Annotated in this window: 12 protein-coding genes; 8 read left to right on the top strand and 4 right to left on the bottom strand. The window is 40.1% G+C overall.

Annotation, left to right across the window (positions count from 1 at the left end; all coding sequences use genetic code 11):
- Positions 1-247 precede the first annotated feature (247 nt).
- Positions 248-1,234 carry a cysteine synthase A gene (gene cysK, locus N5852_RS03170; RefSeq protein WP_262098973.1) on the bottom strand — a complete coding sequence of 329 codons (987 nt, stop codon included), beginning with the start codon at positions 1,232-1,234 and terminating at the stop codon, positions 248-250.
- Positions 1,235-1,808: 574 nt separating this feature from the next.
- On the opposite strand from cysK, the gene ybgF reads away from it, so the two are divergent.
- From ybgF to ftsH, 3 genes are all read left to right on the top strand, one after another.
- Positions 1,809-2,780, top strand: a complete 972-nt coding sequence (ybgF, locus tag N5852_RS03165) for a tol-pal system protein YbgF (protein ID WP_262098971.1) — start codon at positions 1,809-1,811, stop codon at positions 2,778-2,780.
- Positions 2,777-4,171, top strand: a complete 1,395-nt coding sequence (gene tilS / locus N5852_RS03160; RefSeq protein WP_262098970.1) for a tRNA lysidine(34) synthetase TilS — start codon at positions 2,777-2,779, stop codon at positions 4,169-4,171. Before ybgF ends, tilS begins: the two co-directional genes overlap by 4 nt.
- 197 nt (positions 4,172-4,368) lie before the next feature.
- Positions 4,369-6,363, top strand: a complete 1,995-nt coding sequence (gene ftsH / locus N5852_RS03155) for an ATP-dependent zinc metalloprotease FtsH (protein ID WP_262098969.1) — start codon at positions 4,369-4,371, stop codon at positions 6,361-6,363.
- 566 nt (positions 6,364-6,929) lie between these two features.
- Here the strand turns inward: ftsH and N5852_RS03150 are convergent.
- Positions 6,930-7,499, bottom strand: a complete 570-nt coding sequence (locus N5852_RS03150; protein ID WP_262098968.1) for a DUF1465 family protein — start codon at positions 7,497-7,499, stop codon at positions 6,930-6,932.
- Positions 7,500-7,943: 444 nt separating this feature from the next.
- Complete coding sequence (locus N5852_RS03145; RefSeq protein ID WP_315973234.1) at positions 7,944-9,158, bottom strand: OpgC family protein; 1,215 nt, start codon at positions 9,156-9,158, stop codon at positions 7,944-7,946.
- 455 nt (positions 9,159-9,613) lie between these two features.
- On the opposite strand from N5852_RS03145, the gene N5852_RS03140 reads away from it, so the two are divergent.
- Positions 9,614-10,273, top strand: a complete 660-nt coding sequence (locus N5852_RS03140) for a thiamine phosphate synthase (RefSeq protein ID WP_262098967.1) — start codon at positions 9,614-9,616, stop codon at positions 10,271-10,273.
- Positions 10,273-11,388 (top strand): tetratricopeptide repeat protein, encoded by a 1,116-nt coding sequence (locus N5852_RS03135; RefSeq protein ID WP_262099674.1) that lies wholly within the window; start codon positions 10,273-10,275, stop codon positions 11,386-11,388. Before N5852_RS03140 ends, N5852_RS03135 begins: the two co-directional genes overlap by 1 nt.
- A gap of 150 nt (positions 11,389-11,538) precedes the next feature.
- Here the strand turns inward: N5852_RS03135 and N5852_RS03130 are convergent, their stop codons facing one another.
- Positions 11,539-11,949, bottom strand: a complete 411-nt coding sequence (locus tag N5852_RS03130; RefSeq protein ID WP_262098966.1) for a cytochrome c oxidase assembly factor Coa1 family protein — start codon at positions 11,947-11,949, stop codon at positions 11,539-11,541.
- Positions 11,950-12,785: 836 nt separating this feature from the next.
- Between N5852_RS03130 and efp the strand changes: the two genes are divergently transcribed.
- The 3 genes from efp (at position 12,786) to N5852_RS03115 (ending at position 16,685) form a co-directional block, all read left to right on the top strand.
- Positions 12,786-13,349, top strand: a complete 564-nt coding sequence (gene efp, locus N5852_RS03125; RefSeq protein ID WP_262098965.1) for an elongation factor P — start codon at positions 12,786-12,788, stop codon at positions 13,347-13,349.
- Positions 13,350-13,721: 372 nt separating this feature from the next.
- Positions 13,722-14,513: an inositol monophosphatase family protein gene (locus tag N5852_RS03120; RefSeq protein WP_262098964.1), complete on the top strand. Its 792-nt coding sequence runs from the start codon at positions 13,722-13,724 to the stop codon at positions 14,511-14,513.
- A gap of 201 nt (positions 14,514-14,714) precedes the next feature.
- Positions 14,715-16,685, top strand: coding sequence for a tetratricopeptide repeat protein (locus N5852_RS03115; RefSeq protein WP_262098963.1), 1,971 nt, complete (start codon positions 14,715-14,717; stop codon positions 16,683-16,685).
- Positions 16,686-16,718 lie beyond the last annotated feature (33 nt).

The following is a 16,718-nucleotide window of genomic DNA, read 5'->3' as shown; positions in this document are numbered from 1 at the left end:
GATAAATTTGGCAAAAGCCATTAATGACAGCGTTTAAAAATAGTGAAAAACACCTATAAATATTCTTGTCAATCTCACCGCTATTGTGGAGCACGAGGTAATTGCTAATTTATGGTAATTACTAATTTACGCAAAAAGCACCAATTGAACCTTGTCAATCAGTGCTTTTATTTTCAAAACTTAAACTTGGTGCTTAGGCGATATGATTTATTTGCGCTTACGCAAGGCGAATTATAAGACATAAAGCCTATTCAAGCCCTTCAAAAAGTGCGGTAGATAAATAGCGCTCTGCAAAGGAAGGAATAATGACTACGATATTTTTGCCATTATTTTCTGGACGCTTACCAACTTCAATTGCCGCAGTTAAAGCAGCACCAGCCGATATACCAACTGGAATGCCTTCAATGCGCGCAAGCGCGCGAGAATTTTCAAAGGCATCGTCATTTGCAACGGTGATGATTTCATCATAAACCTTGGTATCCAATGTGTCTGGCACAAAGCCAGCTCCAATACCTTGCAACTTATGTGGGCCGGGATTGCCACCTGATAAAACAGGGGAATCCTTTGGTTCTACCGCAATAATTTTAACATCGGGATTGCGCTCTTTTAATACTTGCCCCACGCCAGTGATTGTACCACCAGTACCAATTCCGGAAATAAAAAAATCGACATGACCATCGGTATCATTCCAAATTTCTTCCGCCGTTGTTTCGCGGTGGATTTGCGGATTTGCTTGATTTTCAAATTGCTGAGGAATAATCGCATCGGGAATTTCTTGCGCTAATTCTTGTGCTTTCGCAATAGCGCCTTTCATACCCTTTGCACCCTCTGTCAAAACCAGTTCAGCGCCAAGATATTTAAGCAATTTGCGTCTTTCAACCGACATAGTTTCTGGCATAGTTAAAATAATGCGATAGCCTTTTGATGCAGCAACAAAGGCCAAAGCAATACCAGTATTACCGGAGGTAGGCTCGATAAATACCGTTTTACCCGGCACGGCTTTACCAGCCTTTTCAAGTGCATCAATCATTGCAAAACCAATGCGATCCTTGACGCTCGCTAAAGGATTAAAAAATTCAAGTTTTAAAAGCAAATTAGCGCCAACACCCTTGGCTTTGGCAAATTTATCCACCCGAACAAGCGGGGTATCACCAATCGTCTCGAGAATAGAATTATAAACTTTGCCACGCCCCTTAGTAGATTTGGCTGTTGTGTTATTTTCTATACCACTCATTTAACGCTCCATCGCTTAAAGCTAAAAGGCAATAATCGCTTATTTTCAAGCGATATGCCGCTCTTTTAAAGTTTAAATCAAGATAACCTTTTTTAACCGGACAAAAGAGAACTGATGAATTAATTTCCTGCCATATCATGCATTATTTTTTTAAAAATTATCAAAACATTAGATAATTATTTCAAAATGGCCAAATTGTTGAACATATATGCTTCAATCTAATTTTTGCTACCGTCAAATTTATTGTGCAAATGTCACGACTGAAATTCTTTAAAAAATATTTTGAACCTTTATAAATTTTGCCGCAAAAGATCACGAAACAATCACATTTCGTCTCCATATTGAACAAAATTTAACCAAAGTCGAAAGGCAAATTAGAGCCAAGACAGCAATATGAATTGAAAAGCTACACAGGCAACCTTATATAGTTTTGGCATCGATAGCCTGACGACATCGGGTAAAATCAATAGTGAAACTGTCTATCTAATACATTAAAACGGGATATATCTTTATTGCTGCTGCAAAGCAAAAATAAAGAAACACTTAAAACAAGTTATGGAAATTGAGGTAATTTATGGAACGCTCAACAAAAAGATTTTTGTCAACGGCCCTATTTGTCCCCGTCCTTTCCTTGACTGCAATGCAAGTACCAAGCGTACATGCGCAACAAAACCCTAATTTTTTAGAGCGGGTTCTTGGCGGCAATAAAAGCCAAAATGTTGCGCAAGCCTCGCCGCAGATTGATACGCGTACCATTCAGCTTGAACAAGCTTTGCGTGATTTAACGACCCAAGTAGAAAACTTGAATATACAGGTTTTAGAAATGCAAAACCGTATCGATGTTCTTGAAGGCAAAAAGCCAAGTAATGCCGCAATTGCCCAGCGCCAACAATTGCCCATCAATCCTCCAATTGCGACTACAAGTGCCAATAGTGTCTCTACCAATAGCACTGTAAGTGGCTCGACAAGTAATAAAAATACGACACCAACTGCAAAAGCTCATGCCGAAGTGGCACCAAATACAAATGGCGGCATGGAAAATTTGGGCTCTATTCATTTTGACCGCGATGGCAATATTATTGAAAGCGCGAGCGGTAGTAATTCACAAGCCAGTGTTCCAACAGGTGGTAACCAAACAACCTCCGTGCCGCAAACTTCAAGCCCAAAAGAGCTTTATCAAATTGGCTATCAATCGATTCTCGCTGGCGATTATCGAGCCGCAGAACCTATATTTCGCGCGTTTCAAGAGCGTTACCCAAGCGACCCATTGATTGCGGATGCTTCCTTTTGGCTTGGAGAATCACTCTATGGCCAAGGGCGTTATCGTGAAGCGGCGGCAGCCTATATGGATGTTGAGCGCAATTACAACTCAACACCGCGCGCACCGGAAAATATGCTTAAGCTTGGCATGACTATGGCAGAACTTAATGATGATGAAACTGCTTGTGCAGTCTTTGCAAAAGTGCCACAAGAGTATAAACAAGCAGAGCCTGCAGTGTTAAAGCGGGTAGTTGATGAACAAAAGCGTCTTAATTGTAGCCCGTGATAGCAAATCTTAAACCTAATTTTTTAATTGATGATTTTGACCAGAGCCAAAATATCATTGCCGCCGTATCAGGGGGAAGTGATTCTTTGGCTTTGTTATTCTTGTTACAAGAATTTTTACAAAAGCATGGCCAGCAGCATCGGCTCGTCGCAATTACGATCGAGCATGGTTTGCGTCCTGAATCCTTTTTAGAAGCACAGGCAGTTGGTGCACTTTGCCTCAAGCATAATATACAACACGATATTTATGTCTGGCAGGGGGAAAAGCCCAAGGTGGGCATATCGGACAAGGCAAGAACGGCTCGCTACAATCTCTTATGTAAAGCGGCCAAACAATACCAAAGTCACGTTATTTTAACTGGTCACACTTTTAACGACCAGATTGAAACCTTCCGCATGCGGCAAATACGCCTTGATAAAGGCCGTGGACTTGCTGGCATGGCAAGAGAAGCACTCTTACAACAAGAATTTAAACTATTGCGCCCTTTGCTCGATTGCAAAAGAGCCGATTTGCGCAACTATCTGCTAACAAAAAATATTGGCTGGGTGGATGATCCAAGCAATGACAATGTGCATTATGAACGCGTGCGTATTCGCAAAAGCGCTGATCCTGCCATTGAAGACACTATTTATAATCAACTTAAAACAGCACGGTTACAGCGCGAAAAAGCTGCAAAAGACATTGCTCAACTTATTCAACAAACCAATATTCATTGGCGCGGCGAACAACTTTTTATAGAAATTGCTGATGATTCGCTGCGACAACAGCTAGCTTTCATTCACTTAATTGAAGTTTTATCTGCACTTGTCGGCGGCAAAGCGTTTTTGAAGCCAGCAACCAGTGCTTTAATTGACTTCATTGCAACACCAGCAAACGCCAAAAAGGCGACCCATTGCTCTGCACTTTTAGAAAACCACCCTAAAGAAATAAGGATTTGGCGCGAACAAAGAAATTTGCAGCCAATGATTATTACCAGCGGTAAAACCATGATTTGGGATGGTCGCTTTGCTATTACCAATAAGCAAAACGAGGATTTAATGATACGTATACCAAGCATTAGTGAGGTCCATGCTGCATTAAATGAACTACAAAACCACAATATAAATAAGATCAAATACCATATACCATCCTTATTAACTGCGCCGCTCATTGAAACAAAAAATGATAAGACCCTGCCGTTCATTAGCCGCAAATTTTCTGAAAGTAACCAATATCATATTACACCTGTATTAATGCCGTTTCATTGGTTGGCATCAGGACATGATTTTGCCATGCTATCGCCATTATATCGACTTTTTTATCAAAGAATGGATTTAAAATTCAAAATAGATGGTTTTGCTAACAAAAACCTTGCAGAAATACCCACTTGCACCTTGGCAAGTGAAGAATGAAAACATATGTTACAAAAAACTTCACTTGGCAATTTGCTAAGGAAGTATTCATAATATCTTTTAGTTGGTTATGGATGAATTTGACAATCGACATGTCGCGCAAGATTTTGTGCTGTGGTTTTGTCGGTGAAAATTATGACAAGAATACTAAGAAATGACAAAATTATAAGTGCCTTTGGCTTAGATATGGATTTAATATGAACCCGAATTACCGTTCCGTTGTCCTATGGGGTGTTATTGCAGTTGTTATTATCGCACTGTTTTCGATGTTTCAGGGAGCAGGACAACAAGCAAGCACAACAATTCCTTATTCTGAATTCTTAACCAATGTAGAGAATAAGCAGATTAAAGAGGTAAAGATTGAGGGCCAGTCGATTAGCGGCCTTAAGGAAGATGGAAAAGCATTCAATACTACTGCACCTAAGGGCGAGCAGATTGCTGAACGCTTACAAGAAAAAAATATTAAAATTGAAGTAACGGCTGATAGTACTGGTTCCAACCCGCTTTTTAGTATTATTACGACAATTATTCCAATTGTCATTGTCATTGCAATTTGGGTATATTTAATGCGCCAAATGCAGGGTGGTTCACGTGGGGCAATGGGCTTTGGCAAATCTAAAGCAAAACTCTTAACCGAAGCGCATGGCCGTGTCACCTTTGATGATGTTGCTGGCGTTGAAGAAGCCAAAAATGATCTAGAAGAAGTGGTGGAATTTCTACGTGACCCACAAAAATTCCAACGCCTTGGAGCGCGTATTCCCCGTGGTGTATTGCTTGTTGGCCCTCCAGGAACAGGTAAAACTTTGCTTGCCCGTGCGGTGGCTGGTGAAGCAAATGTGCCGTTTTTTACAATTTCTGGTTCTGATTTTGTTGAAATGTTTGTCGGTGTCGGTGCAAGCCGTGTTCGCGATATGTTTGAACAAGCCAAGAAAAATTCCCCTTGCATTATCTTTATTGACGAAATCGATGCCGTAGGCCGTCATCGTGGTGCTGGTATTGGCGGCGGTAATGACGAGCGTGAACAAACATTAAACCAGTTGCTGGTTGAAATGGATGGCTTTGAAGCAAATGAAAATGTCATCATCATAGCTGCAACCAACCGCCCCGATGTTCTTGATCCTGCACTATTACGTCCAGGCCGTTTTGACCGCCAAGTTGTTGTGCCAAATCCAGATGTTGCTGGCCGTGAGCAAATTTTACGTGTGCATGTACGTAATGTGCCGCTTGCGCCTAATGTTGATTTAACTGTTCTTGCCCGTGGTACCCCTGGTTTTTCTGGTGCTGATTTGATGAATTTGGTCAATGAAGCAGCCCTTATGGCAGCAAGACGCAATAAGCGCCTTGTAACCATGCAAGAATTTGAAGATGCCAAAGATAAAATCTTAATGGGTGCTGAGCGCCGCTCGACGGCAATGACCCAACGCGAAAAAGAAAATACCGCCTATCACGAAGCAGGCCATGCTGTTGTTGCATTAACAGTACCAGCAACGGATCCTGTTCATAAAGCCACAATTATCCCTCGTGGCCGTGCTTTAGGTATGGTGATGCAGTTACCTGAAGGTGACCGCTATTCGATGACCTATCAATCTATGGTATCGCGCCTTGCTATTTTAATGGCTGGTCGTATTGCTGAAGAAATGAAATTTGGTGCTGAAAACATCACTTCTGGTGCATCATCCGATATTGAGCAAGCCACCAAATTGGCACGTGCTATGGTTACCAAATGGGGTTTTTCCGACCAGCTTGGTAAAGTTGCCTATGGTAGCAACCAAGATGAGGGCTATGGCTATGGTGCGGCTCGACAAGACGCAACTTCTGAACATACAGCGCAGATTATTGACATGGAAGTGCGCCGCCTTATTGATGACGCCCATGACGAAGCAAAACGCATTTTAACGGAAAAAAGAGACGAATGGGTGCGCCTTGCTGAAGGTTTACTTGAATATGAAACCCTAACCGGTGAAGAAATTATCGAGGTTATGGCAGGCAAAGAGCCTTCACGCAATCTTGGTAATGAAACAAGCCGTAGCTCGGGCGTGCCGAAAGCTGGCCGCAGCGTAAAGGTTGACATTGAAAAGCCTGTTGAAGAGGATCAAACTGCAGAAAACGAAAAATCGGCTGATAGTTCCCCTGCTGACAGCTCTAATTACAATAAGCCTGACAATGATGAAACGCCTCATAACAAATCATAAATATAGTACTCTATAGCAAAAAATAAAATAACGGGTGTGATGAAAATCACACCCGTTATTTTTTTCAAAAATTTAATTTAGTTTTTTTAGAGCGCATTGATATATGCTTGGTATGGAAACTGCTCCCATTACTATATTTTGGTGCATGGTCTTAAAACCAAAATTGCGCCAAGCTTTACTGGCAATAGTTTAAATACCAATGCTGAGCCATGATAAAAATAACCTTAACTAAAAAGGTTTTTTAAAGCCGCGTTTTTTTGATATGCGAGTAAAGGAATTTTTTAAATAGAATAAACAGCTACTACGCCGTTCGCTTTTTGTGGCTGGTTAAAACAGTCATCTATTTTTCAATAGCCACAAATAAAGGAAAACAAAAATCCAACTATTGACGATTTTCTATTGTTTTACTAACGCCAACCAGCAGTTGCCACCAAGTTTTAGATGATTAGTGATCCGTGCGCAGCTCATTAGATTTGCGGATTAGCGTTTTTTTGAGATTTATAATTTTTAGATATTTTTTATTACTGACAATTATTATACCCGTAAGCAAGGCACAAACTGCTCAACTATTTTTTAGCACCAAAGGCCTGCTCTAGGCGGTTAAGCTGTAGCTTAATTACTTCAGCACTTTCATTTTTTTGGCCAGCACTATCATCTTCACTGTTTAAATGGCGAACGCGCTCTAACAACTGGACAGACTCACTTACTAAATCACGAAATTTTTGTGGTAGCTCATTCCACGCCTCGTGGTCAAAACGCGGATATTCTAAATTGAGTTTAATTTTTTTCTTTTCTTTGGCGACATAATCTGGCTTCATATCATTGTCACGCAGAGCCCGTTCTAACAACAGCCATGAAGCCACCTGCATTAAACGTGATCCTAAATGGATAGCTTCTGTTGAATAAAGAGCCGCAGCATCGTCAGGCAAGCAGCACATAGCAGCACGGCCATCTTCATTAATATAATGGCCAACTTCTTCAATCAAGTGCATGCCGCGCTGATAAAGCGCTTTGAAAGTTGTATTAAAAGCTTCATGCTCCATTAATACAACCATATTGCCTGATTTATTCGTGCTTTTCGACGGATGTGATCCCACCTGCTGTCCATCCTTAGGCCATGTGGCTACCATATTCATATTAAAGACCTTTATTGAAACAAAAAAGTCAAGCATATTTAAGGCAAATTGCTTTTAAAACAATTGCTTCAACTATTCTTGGTTGAAAACAGGGTAATATCACTACCGGCATTTAAACAAACACCACATGCTGAACTATCAATCAACTGAGCAATGCAAAAGTATTTGCATTATTGATGATATTCAAAACAACCCAATTATTGCCTATTCAACGCAAGCTGCCCGAAATTGGTTCCTTCATTTTTGAATTTTATTTATTAAACAACATGTAAATCAAATAGCAAATATAATTTAACCACCAACAAAGCCTGAAACTCTGGCTGGCAAAATCTTCTCTCTAGCGATTCCATGCATCAATTATCGCCTTTTATAATAGCATTTCACCTTGAAAGGCATATTAGAAAACAATTGCACACAATTAAGCAAAATGAAGGTTAATAAAGATTAACTGGCTTTAAGAACATTGGCGACAGGTTGTGGTAGTGCAACTTCGCCATCGGTTGTTGGAGCATCAGCTAGAGCGGGTTGTGTTTGCTGTTGTTTCGCAGCAAGCTTAATCATTGCAAGCCATTCAAAATAATAAGCAACGGTAAATTGCACAACAACACCAGTTGCAATCAGCAAGCTATCAAAAACCAATCCGCCGGGATTAACTTGCTTTAACACCTGCGCCGCCATTGCTAAAATAGTTCCAGTAACAAATACAGCAAGGCTATATTTGCCCAAAATCGCTAATGGATTGGTGGGCAAGCAACGGAAAAAATTGGAGATCCGTGGGAAAATTGCAATTACATAGGCAAGCGCTAAGACATGTAAAAGGCGAGGTAAAGACTCATATGTCTTATCAAAACCAGTTAAACGATGCGGCAATCCCATAGATGGATCAATCCACCAGAGGTTAGCCTTTACCCAAATAAGCGAAAGAAGCAAATAGCCAATCGCTGAAATCACTAATAAGGGATGGGTCGGTAACTTACCACCATTTTTAATATGCATAGTGACCACAAGGCCAACAACAAACAAAAATTGCCATGAAAGGGGATTTAAAAACCAAACACCTGCATTAGGATAATTAATGGGAGCGATGCCATAAAGCGCAGAGGATAAATAAAGGCTACCTGATACAACTAAAAGCAAGGCATAGCTTTTACGCGCCAAAAACAACATAAATGGCGCTGCAAGCATCAATACCAGATAAAGTGATAAAATATTATTATAGCCCAATTGATGGCCCAGCGTTACAATGCCAAACACTGCTTTTGCGGGCTCTTTCATGATTGGTGCAATATTAATTTGACCCAATAAATTTGGGTGGTGCATAAATAAGGCAGCACCACAAAAAATCGAAATAGTGATAAGAGTGGTTAAGATATGAGCCGAATAAAGCGTAAAACTACGCTTCCACATTTTTAAAGTAAGCAGCAAACGATTGCCTGGTACAAATTTATTACCATAGGCAAGGCCAACCGCAATACCTGACATCAACACAAATGCTTCGGCCGAATCAGAAAAACCAAAATTCTTATGTGTAAATATTTCGTAAATATTACCAGGAACATGGTTGATAAAAATAGTCAAAAGCGCCAAAGCCCGCAATACATCAATGCGTGTATCGCGCTTTACAGCTATATTTTGGGTAAGATGAGACGCCTTATTCAATTCAAATACTCCATGCAACGCAAGCAATTTGCGGTCATGCTATAATTAGAACTATGGATTGACAAAATGTAGCCCAAAAATGCGCTTTACCCATCAATTTTCGTAATAAGTTGAAATCTTAGTTAAGATAGATATCCAAAATGGCAAAACCTCTGCCCCATTTTAAAGCCTTCCCCCTTAAAACGAATTGCACCTTAAGCAATTAACCCAATCCAAAACCGTGCCACATCATCTTATCGAAGATTTTGCTAACTTTCATATGACACCATATTAAAAAAACGCAGCTCATCTAATGATTGCTAAAATCGCTATGAAAACTAAAGATAAATGGACATAAATCGACTATGATGATTAAAAATCCCCTTAGCAAAGAGATTTCTTGCATTTGTTTTATTTGCAAGATTAAAATAAACCACTATAAAGGCAATATTTAACATCGGCAGGAGAATAAGCATATGTCCGGTAATAATACTTTTCAACGCTGCCGCATTGTTTTAGCTCTTTCAATTGCACGCAATATATCACCCGAGCAATTAACCGATATTTTGGCAGCAGGCGATGTTGCTTCTCTCATTCTTTATAGTGAAGAAGAAAATGAAAGTGCCTTCCAAAAACAGGCCCAAGCTTTAGTGCCAGTCATACAAAATGCTGGCGTTGCTGCAATTATCGCAGGCGATAGCCGTATTGCGGGACGAGTTAAAGCTGATGGACTACATATTGAGACCAATTTAGAAGATTTAAAAGAAGCAATTGAAAAACATCAATCATCAATGATGGTTGGCTTTGCCAATTTGCGTGACCGCCATAATGCTATGCAAGTTGGCGAATTAGAACCTGATTATATGATGTTTGGTAAACTTGGTGCGGATAAAAAACCAGAAGCCCATTCACGTAATATCAATCTTGGTGAATGGTGGGCATCATTGATGGAAGTTCCAGCGCTTATTCAAGCAGGCAATAGCTTGGCAAGCATAGAAACAATTGCTAAAACAGGTGCAGAATTTATCGTTTTAGAAGAAGCCATTTTCGGAACAGGCGATATGGTAGCAAATATCATTGCAGCAAATGAGTTGCTTGATGAGCATGCACCTAAATTAGGGGATAATGACGAGTGATGCGGGTATTCGGCTTTGTGGTAGTATCAACTGCTGTTTTATTGAGCAGTACTGCAACTGGTTTGGCACAAAATACGCCTAATGTTATGGTTATGGAAACTGTGCCGGCAAGTGCCAGTGATATTCGTGGCCCAGTTCATGGCGCGCCAGCAACCGGGCACCCCATGAACCGGTCCAATCATACATCCTCAAGCAACAACCTACAGATCGCTGGAATGCGCCCCTCAGCCAATCAGCCTGAACCTGAGCCTGATCTACCAGCCCACATCCTTAAAGCTGGCGATTATGATGCCGCTTATAGTGCTTATGTTTCAGGACAGTTTAAAAGAGCATTTGAATTAGCCCAAAAGCGGGCTGATATTGGTGATCCAACGGCAATGACCCTTATAGGCATGCTTTACATGGAAGGGCGGGTTCTTGAAAAAAATTCTGAGATTGCCGCAGACTGGTTTAAACGTGCTGCAGATCTTGGCGACCCCCATGCCGCGCTCTATTATGGCGTTAACTTATTCAATAGTTCAACAACTGAAGAGGGCAAGGAAACGGGGGTTACTTATCTAAAAAAGGCAGCAGATGCTGGTATTCCGCGTGCCAATTACTATTATGCTCAAATATTAATGAATCTTGCCCCTGAAAAAGACAAACTTGATATTGGTCTTGTATGGTATTTAAAAGGCGCCATAAAAGGTGATGCTTATAGTCTTTATTCTGCTGCGGAAATTCTTGCCGTTGGGAGTGAAAAAGTAAAGCCCGATGAATATGCTGCGCGTGCTTTACTTGAAAGTGCCGCTAATATCGGGCATGTTGCTGCCCAATTAGAGCTTGCTAATTGGATGATTGACGGTCGTGGTGGACCAATTGACCAAAAGGGTGCGTTTACTCTAGTAAAATTGGTTGCGGTGAATAATGTGCCTGTGGCTCAAGTAAATCTTGCCCGTTTTTATTTCAACGGCGTTGGCACTGAAAAAAATCCTGTGATGGGTGCAAGTTGGTATCTTCTTGCCCAACAAGGGAACCAAGGAGCGACTGACCTTGACGAATTGATGAAAAAGCTTTCGCCCGAACAATTAAAACAAGCAAAAGCCCGCGTTGATACGCTATTATTCGCGCCCTAAATGAGTTGCAAATTCTATTACAACTCACCAAAATTGACTTTAATTATAAGCTTGCCACTTGAGCATATGTTTGATTTTTCAAAAAATTAGAGCATTTTTAGTCATTATAAAAATGCTCTAAGACAAGCAATCTGTGCAAACTCAATTCTTTTATTGCAGATCAATCAGCGTATTGCTGCCATCTGGATGAAACTTGATTGATGAATAATTCCATACGTCGAATTTTTTTTCCGCTTCCACGTAGATCGTACCTGAGCCCTTTGGGCCTTTAATCGAAATTGCAATATCGGCGTTACCATTTGAGTTGGAAACACTTACAGAGCCTGTAAAATAGCTTGCTGGCTGCATCGGCTCACCAATTAATTCAATGACTGCTGCATTTTTTTGCGCCGCAGCAACACCCACTTGATAAGCATCGGCAGAGCGCATAAAGCCAGTAATAGTAAAAAACAATATGCTGACAAACACAGCAATACCACCGACAATTGATATTGGCAGCACCCATTTTAAATTGCGCCGAAGCCATCCGCGTTTTTTTTGACTATTAATATTATCCCTCATCAAACTTTACCTTCCAAATCTACTAATAAATTATCTATATTAAATGCAACGGTTCATGACAAAATAGCCTACAGCATATTATCTTTAAGTTTATCAGTTATATTCATTTGTCTTATAACAATGGAACATATACAATAATCAAGTAAAATTTTATCGCAATTTATTTTGCACTAATCAATTTTATACAAAACAAAATAGAGTATCGACAAGCGTTACTTATATGCTTGATTTTAATGAGGGAAAACACCATTAATATGGCTGTTACTATAGATCACCCTCAAAAGAACATTTCGTTTAAGAATTTTTTATAAAGAAAACTCTTATTTAGTTTCCATCAAAACTGATATTGGGGGTGGGATCTGCTAAACGGATAATCCAAAAATTAGCAATTATGCATCCCCAAAATCCACCAAAGCCTTAAAAACAGCTGTCAACACAAAAGCGGATTTTAAAAAGCATATAGCAAAAGGGTGTGTACTATTTTGTAAAAAATAAAAAAAAGACGATTTTTCAAAACTAACCACCAACAATATGGCATTTTCCTTGCTTTCATTACAATTTTATGGTTTTGGAAGATGAAATATAAATACCGTATTGATAGCGGATTTAATTTAAACGAGGTGCTCGCTATCTTTGATATGGTTTTTAAAACACAAGATTTATTGGTGTTATCAGTCAGTAAAATTAACAAAAGTGAAACTGATAGGTAAACTTGTTTAAATCAGCAGCAAGCATATGCCAATATGGGTGGAAATTTGTATAATATGTGTTATTTAGCCTCTTAACACATGGATATAGCAAAAATTATAAGATATTTGATATAAGTGGATAGATAAATGAAAATTAATGGCAATGAAATTCGCCCAGGCAATGTGATTGAACATGATGGCAGCCTTTGGGTTGCAGTAAAATGCAATGCAGTAAAGCCTGGTAAAGGTGGCGCATTCAATCAAGTTGAACTTAAAAACCTTCTTAATGGCACCAAGCTTAATGAACGCTTCCGCTCTGCTGAGACTGTTGAAAAAGTACGTCTTGAGCAAAAAGACTTCACATTTCTTTATGAACAAGGCGATGCTTTGATTTTCATGGATTCAGAAAGCTATGAGCAGCTTGAATTGCAAAAAGATTTTGTTGGCGATCGCGCTGCATTTTTGCAAGATGGTATGACTGTTACTGTTGAACTTTATGAAGACAGGCCAATTGGTATATCCTTACCTGATCAAGTAACATTAACAATTTCTGAAGCTGATCCTGTTGTTAAAGGCCAAACCGCTGCTTCTTCCTATAAGCCTGCAATCCTTGAAAATGGTATTCGCGTTTTGGTGCCGCCTTTCATTGCATCGGGTGAGCGCATCATCGTTGATACCAATGAAATTACTTATCTTCGCCGCGCTGACTAATTTTTTGTTTGAGTGGCATTTTAAAATGCCACTCAAAAATTCATAAGTTTAACACGAATAAAATTCACCATCGATAATATGGTATGCGCCGAATAAATGGCAGCAAACAAAATGTTTTTATTGCTTAGGTTGTAGCTAAGCAAATGAAACAGGATCTTTTTGGTTTTGGAATGACCAATATTATTGTTCATAGGCACCATCATTACACTTGCGTCAAAATACATATTTGATCGGCGAGCGCTTAAATGCTTGATAAAACGATAATAAAATCATTCCCATTGTTTTGTCTTGGCAAGCAGCCGAGATTTTCATAAAATTGACGATATTATAGATCACCCTTAGGTGACACAGCTAAAGTGATAGGAAAAGATAATGGCCCTTTCGGCTATAATGCATGTGATGGTACAAGCGACAGTTAAAGCTGGCCGCTCGCTGGTTCGTGATTTTGGTGAAGTGCAAAATTTGCAAGTTTCCCTTAAAGGCCCTGGTGATTATGTTAGCCAAGCCGATAAAAAGGCAGAAAACATTCTTTACAATGAATTAAGTCGCGCCCGTCCCGACTATGGTTTTTTAATGGAAGAAAGCGGCGAAGTTATCGGCAATGATGCCCAGCATCGCTTTATTATTGATCCACTTGATGGCACTACCAATTTTCTGCATGGTATTCCACTTTTTGCAATTTCAGTTGCATTAGAACGCCAAGGACAAATTGTTGCGGGTGTTATTTTCAACCCAGTATTAGATGAGCTTTACACCACGGAACGCGGTGGCGGTGCATTTTTAAATGATCGTCGTTTGCGTGTTGCAGCACGCCGCAAACTTGAAGATGCAGTTATCGGCACAGGCATTCCACATTTGGGCCGCGGTCATCATGGTAATTACCTTGTTGAATTGCGCAATGTCATGGGTGAAGTTGCAGGTATCCGCCGCATGGGTGCAGCATCATTAGATCTTGCTGCTGTTGCTGCTGGTCGCCTTGACGCCTTTTGGGAAGATGGTTTGCAACCTTGGGATATGGCGGCTGGCATGCTCATGGTACGTGAAGCTGGTGGCTATGTTTCCGACAAAGATGGCGGTCAAAATATGTTTGACACAAAAAATATTGTGGTTGGTAATGAACTAATGCATGGCGCTTTGATGAAAGTGCTTAAACGTCCAATCTAATAATCAGCGAAATATTTTGATGTTAATTTAAGGCTATTATTAGTAATAGCCTTTTTTATTGACCTTTTTAGCACTTTGGTAAAAAGAGTTTTTCTCGTCTTTATTTTAAACTAAACGCGCTTTAACCATTGCTATTTTCTTCATATTTTTCATAAACTATGCAATATTTAGCTTAGATCTTAATGGTGGGAAAGCAATTTTATGAAACGATTTATCAAAGCAGTATCTGCCTATAATGCCAAGGATTTTAGCAAGGCAGAAGAATTGCTTGACCAATTCTTAGGTAAAAAACCAAAAGACATTGAAGGACTTTATCTTAGAGCTTCCTGCTATATTAAACGTCAAGCCCACCAACAAGCCGAAGCGGATCTTATAAAGCTTCTGCAAATAAAAAAAGATGTGCGCGCATATGACTTATTGATACGTCTTTTTTGGGAAATGAAAAGACAAGAAGAGGCTTTAACTTTTGCCAAAGATTTTGCCAAAGCTTTCAATCAAAATGCCAATGCCCATTATTATTTAGGCATGGTTGAGCAAGGGTTTGAACGCTATGAGAATGCGCGAATGCATTATGATGATGCTTTGCAGCGTGACAATAATCATTTAGCAAGCCTCGTCAATTCGGCTTTTTTGGCGGTAAAAAAACAAGACTATGCAAATGCGGAAAGCCACTTATTAAAGGCAAAGATACTTGCCCCCAACTTACCGCAAATTTATGCCGGCGTTGCCGAAATAGCCGAAAAAACTGGCCGCTATAATGAAGCTGCACAAAATTTTAATGCCGCAAAAGATTGGGGCGGTTTGCAACGGGTCATGCGCCGTGGTGTAATTTGGAATGACTTAGGTAAAGTTGATGCAATTTACCGCCAATTATGTGAAAATAATGAGCTTAATGGTGGCAATATTGGTGATGCATTGTCTATTTTAAATATGCCAATTCTTACACCGCTAAACTTACGTAAAGCGGCTCATGCCTATGCGCTTAGCCGTTACGGCACTATTTTTAACAGGCCTCCTCTCATTAGTCCAACAAGTCAAAATGCACCTTTAAAAAAGCGATTAAAAATTGGCTATCTCTCATCGGATTTTTATGACCATGCCACTATGCGGCTCATGATTGGCGTTATGGAAGCACATAATAAATCAGACTTTGATTTCCAAATCCTTGCCTATAATGAGCCAAAGCAAGACAATTATACAGCGCGCTTAGCCCAATTGGGCTGGCCGCAACATAATTTATATGACAAAAGTGATTTTGCCGCCGCGCAATGGATTGCTGACAATGCGTTTGATATTATTGTAGACCTTAAAGGCTATACGGGCGAACACCGCCTTGGTATCACCGCTTATCATCCGGCCCCAATCATTGTAAGCTGGCTTGGCTTTCCTGGCACTTTGGGGCATGCGCGCCTTGCTGATTATATTATTGGTGATGCTATTGTTACTCCATTAAATGATGCAGACGGCTTTAGTGAAAAATTAGCGTTAATGCCCCATTGCTACCAACCAAATGACCGCACACGTCCATTTACGACCAATGTAACAAGAGCTGATATGGGATTGCCTGATAATGCCATTGTGCTTTGCAATTTTAATCAAGTTATCAAATTCAATCCAGAAACGATTGATTTATGGCAAAAGATCCTTGCCAATATTGATAATGCCCATTTATGGCTGATTAAACCGAAAGAACAAGACGTTTACGATAATTTGCTAAAAGAGTTTGCAAAACGCAATATTGACACTAGCCGGATTACTTTTGCCAGCCCCTTAAGCACTGATCTTCATCTTCAACGTCTTGGTCTTGCTGATATCGCCATTGACACATTTCCATATACGTCCCATACCACAGCAAGCGATGCCTTATGGGTTGGGGTTCCACTAATCACCAAACGTGGCGCAAGTTTTGCCTCACGTGTGGCAAGTAGCTTGCTAGCCACCCATGGCTTTAGCGACCTTATTTGTGATACAGATGAAGACTATTTAGCTAGGATTATTGCTTTGGCAAAAAGCCCAGAGCAACAGCAAAAATTACGCCAAACACTTACTGACAAGCGGATGACCTCACCGCTGTTTGACACCCAGCTTTTTGCAGCCAACCTTGAAAAGCTTTATGTAAAAATGTGGCAAAACTATTCCCTAAACCAAAACAGCGCTATTACCTGCGATTAATTAAACCGCCAACAATCTGATCATGCATGAGCT

Source organism: Bartonella sp. HY328 (assembly GCF_025449335.1).
In the GTDB taxonomy this organism is placed as follows: domain Bacteria; phylum Pseudomonadota; class Alphaproteobacteria; order Rhizobiales; family Rhizobiaceae; genus HY038.
Note: the sequence above shows the minus strand (reverse complement) of the source record. Positions and strands in the feature narration are given on the sequence as shown.

Coding starts and splice junctions, on each gene's coding strand:
- cysK (WP_262098973.1), bottom strand. CDS start 1,234: ATGAGTGGTATAGAAAATAACACAACAGCCAAATCTACTAAGGGGCGT.
- ybgF (WP_262098971.1), top strand. CDS start 1,809: ATGGAACGCTCAACAAAAAGATTTTTGTCAACGGCCCTATTTGTCCCC.
- ftsH (WP_262098969.1), top strand. CDS start 4,369: ATGAACCCGAATTACCGTTCCGTTGTCCTATGGGGTGTTATTGCAGTT.
- N5852_RS03150 (WP_262098968.1), bottom strand. CDS start 7,499: ATGAATATGGTAGCCACATGGCCTAAGGATGGACAGCAGGTGGGATCA.
- N5852_RS03140 (WP_262098967.1), top strand. CDS start 9,614: ATGTCCGGTAATAATACTTTTCAACGCTGCCGCATTGTTTTAGCTCTT.
- N5852_RS03135 (WP_262099674.1), top strand. CDS start 10,273: ATGCGGGTATTCGGCTTTGTGGTAGTATCAACTGCTGTTTTATTGAGC.
- N5852_RS03130 (WP_262098966.1), bottom strand. CDS start 11,949: ATGAGGGATAATATTAATAGTCAAAAAAAACGCGGATGGCTTCGGCGC.
- efp (WP_262098965.1), top strand. CDS start 12,786: ATGAAAATTAATGGCAATGAAATTCGCCCAGGCAATGTGATTGAACAT.
- N5852_RS03120 (WP_262098964.1), top strand. CDS start 13,722: ATGGCCCTTTCGGCTATAATGCATGTGATGGTACAAGCGACAGTTAAA.
- N5852_RS03115 (WP_262098963.1), top strand. CDS start 14,715: ATGAAACGATTTATCAAAGCAGTATCTGCCTATAATGCCAAGGATTTT.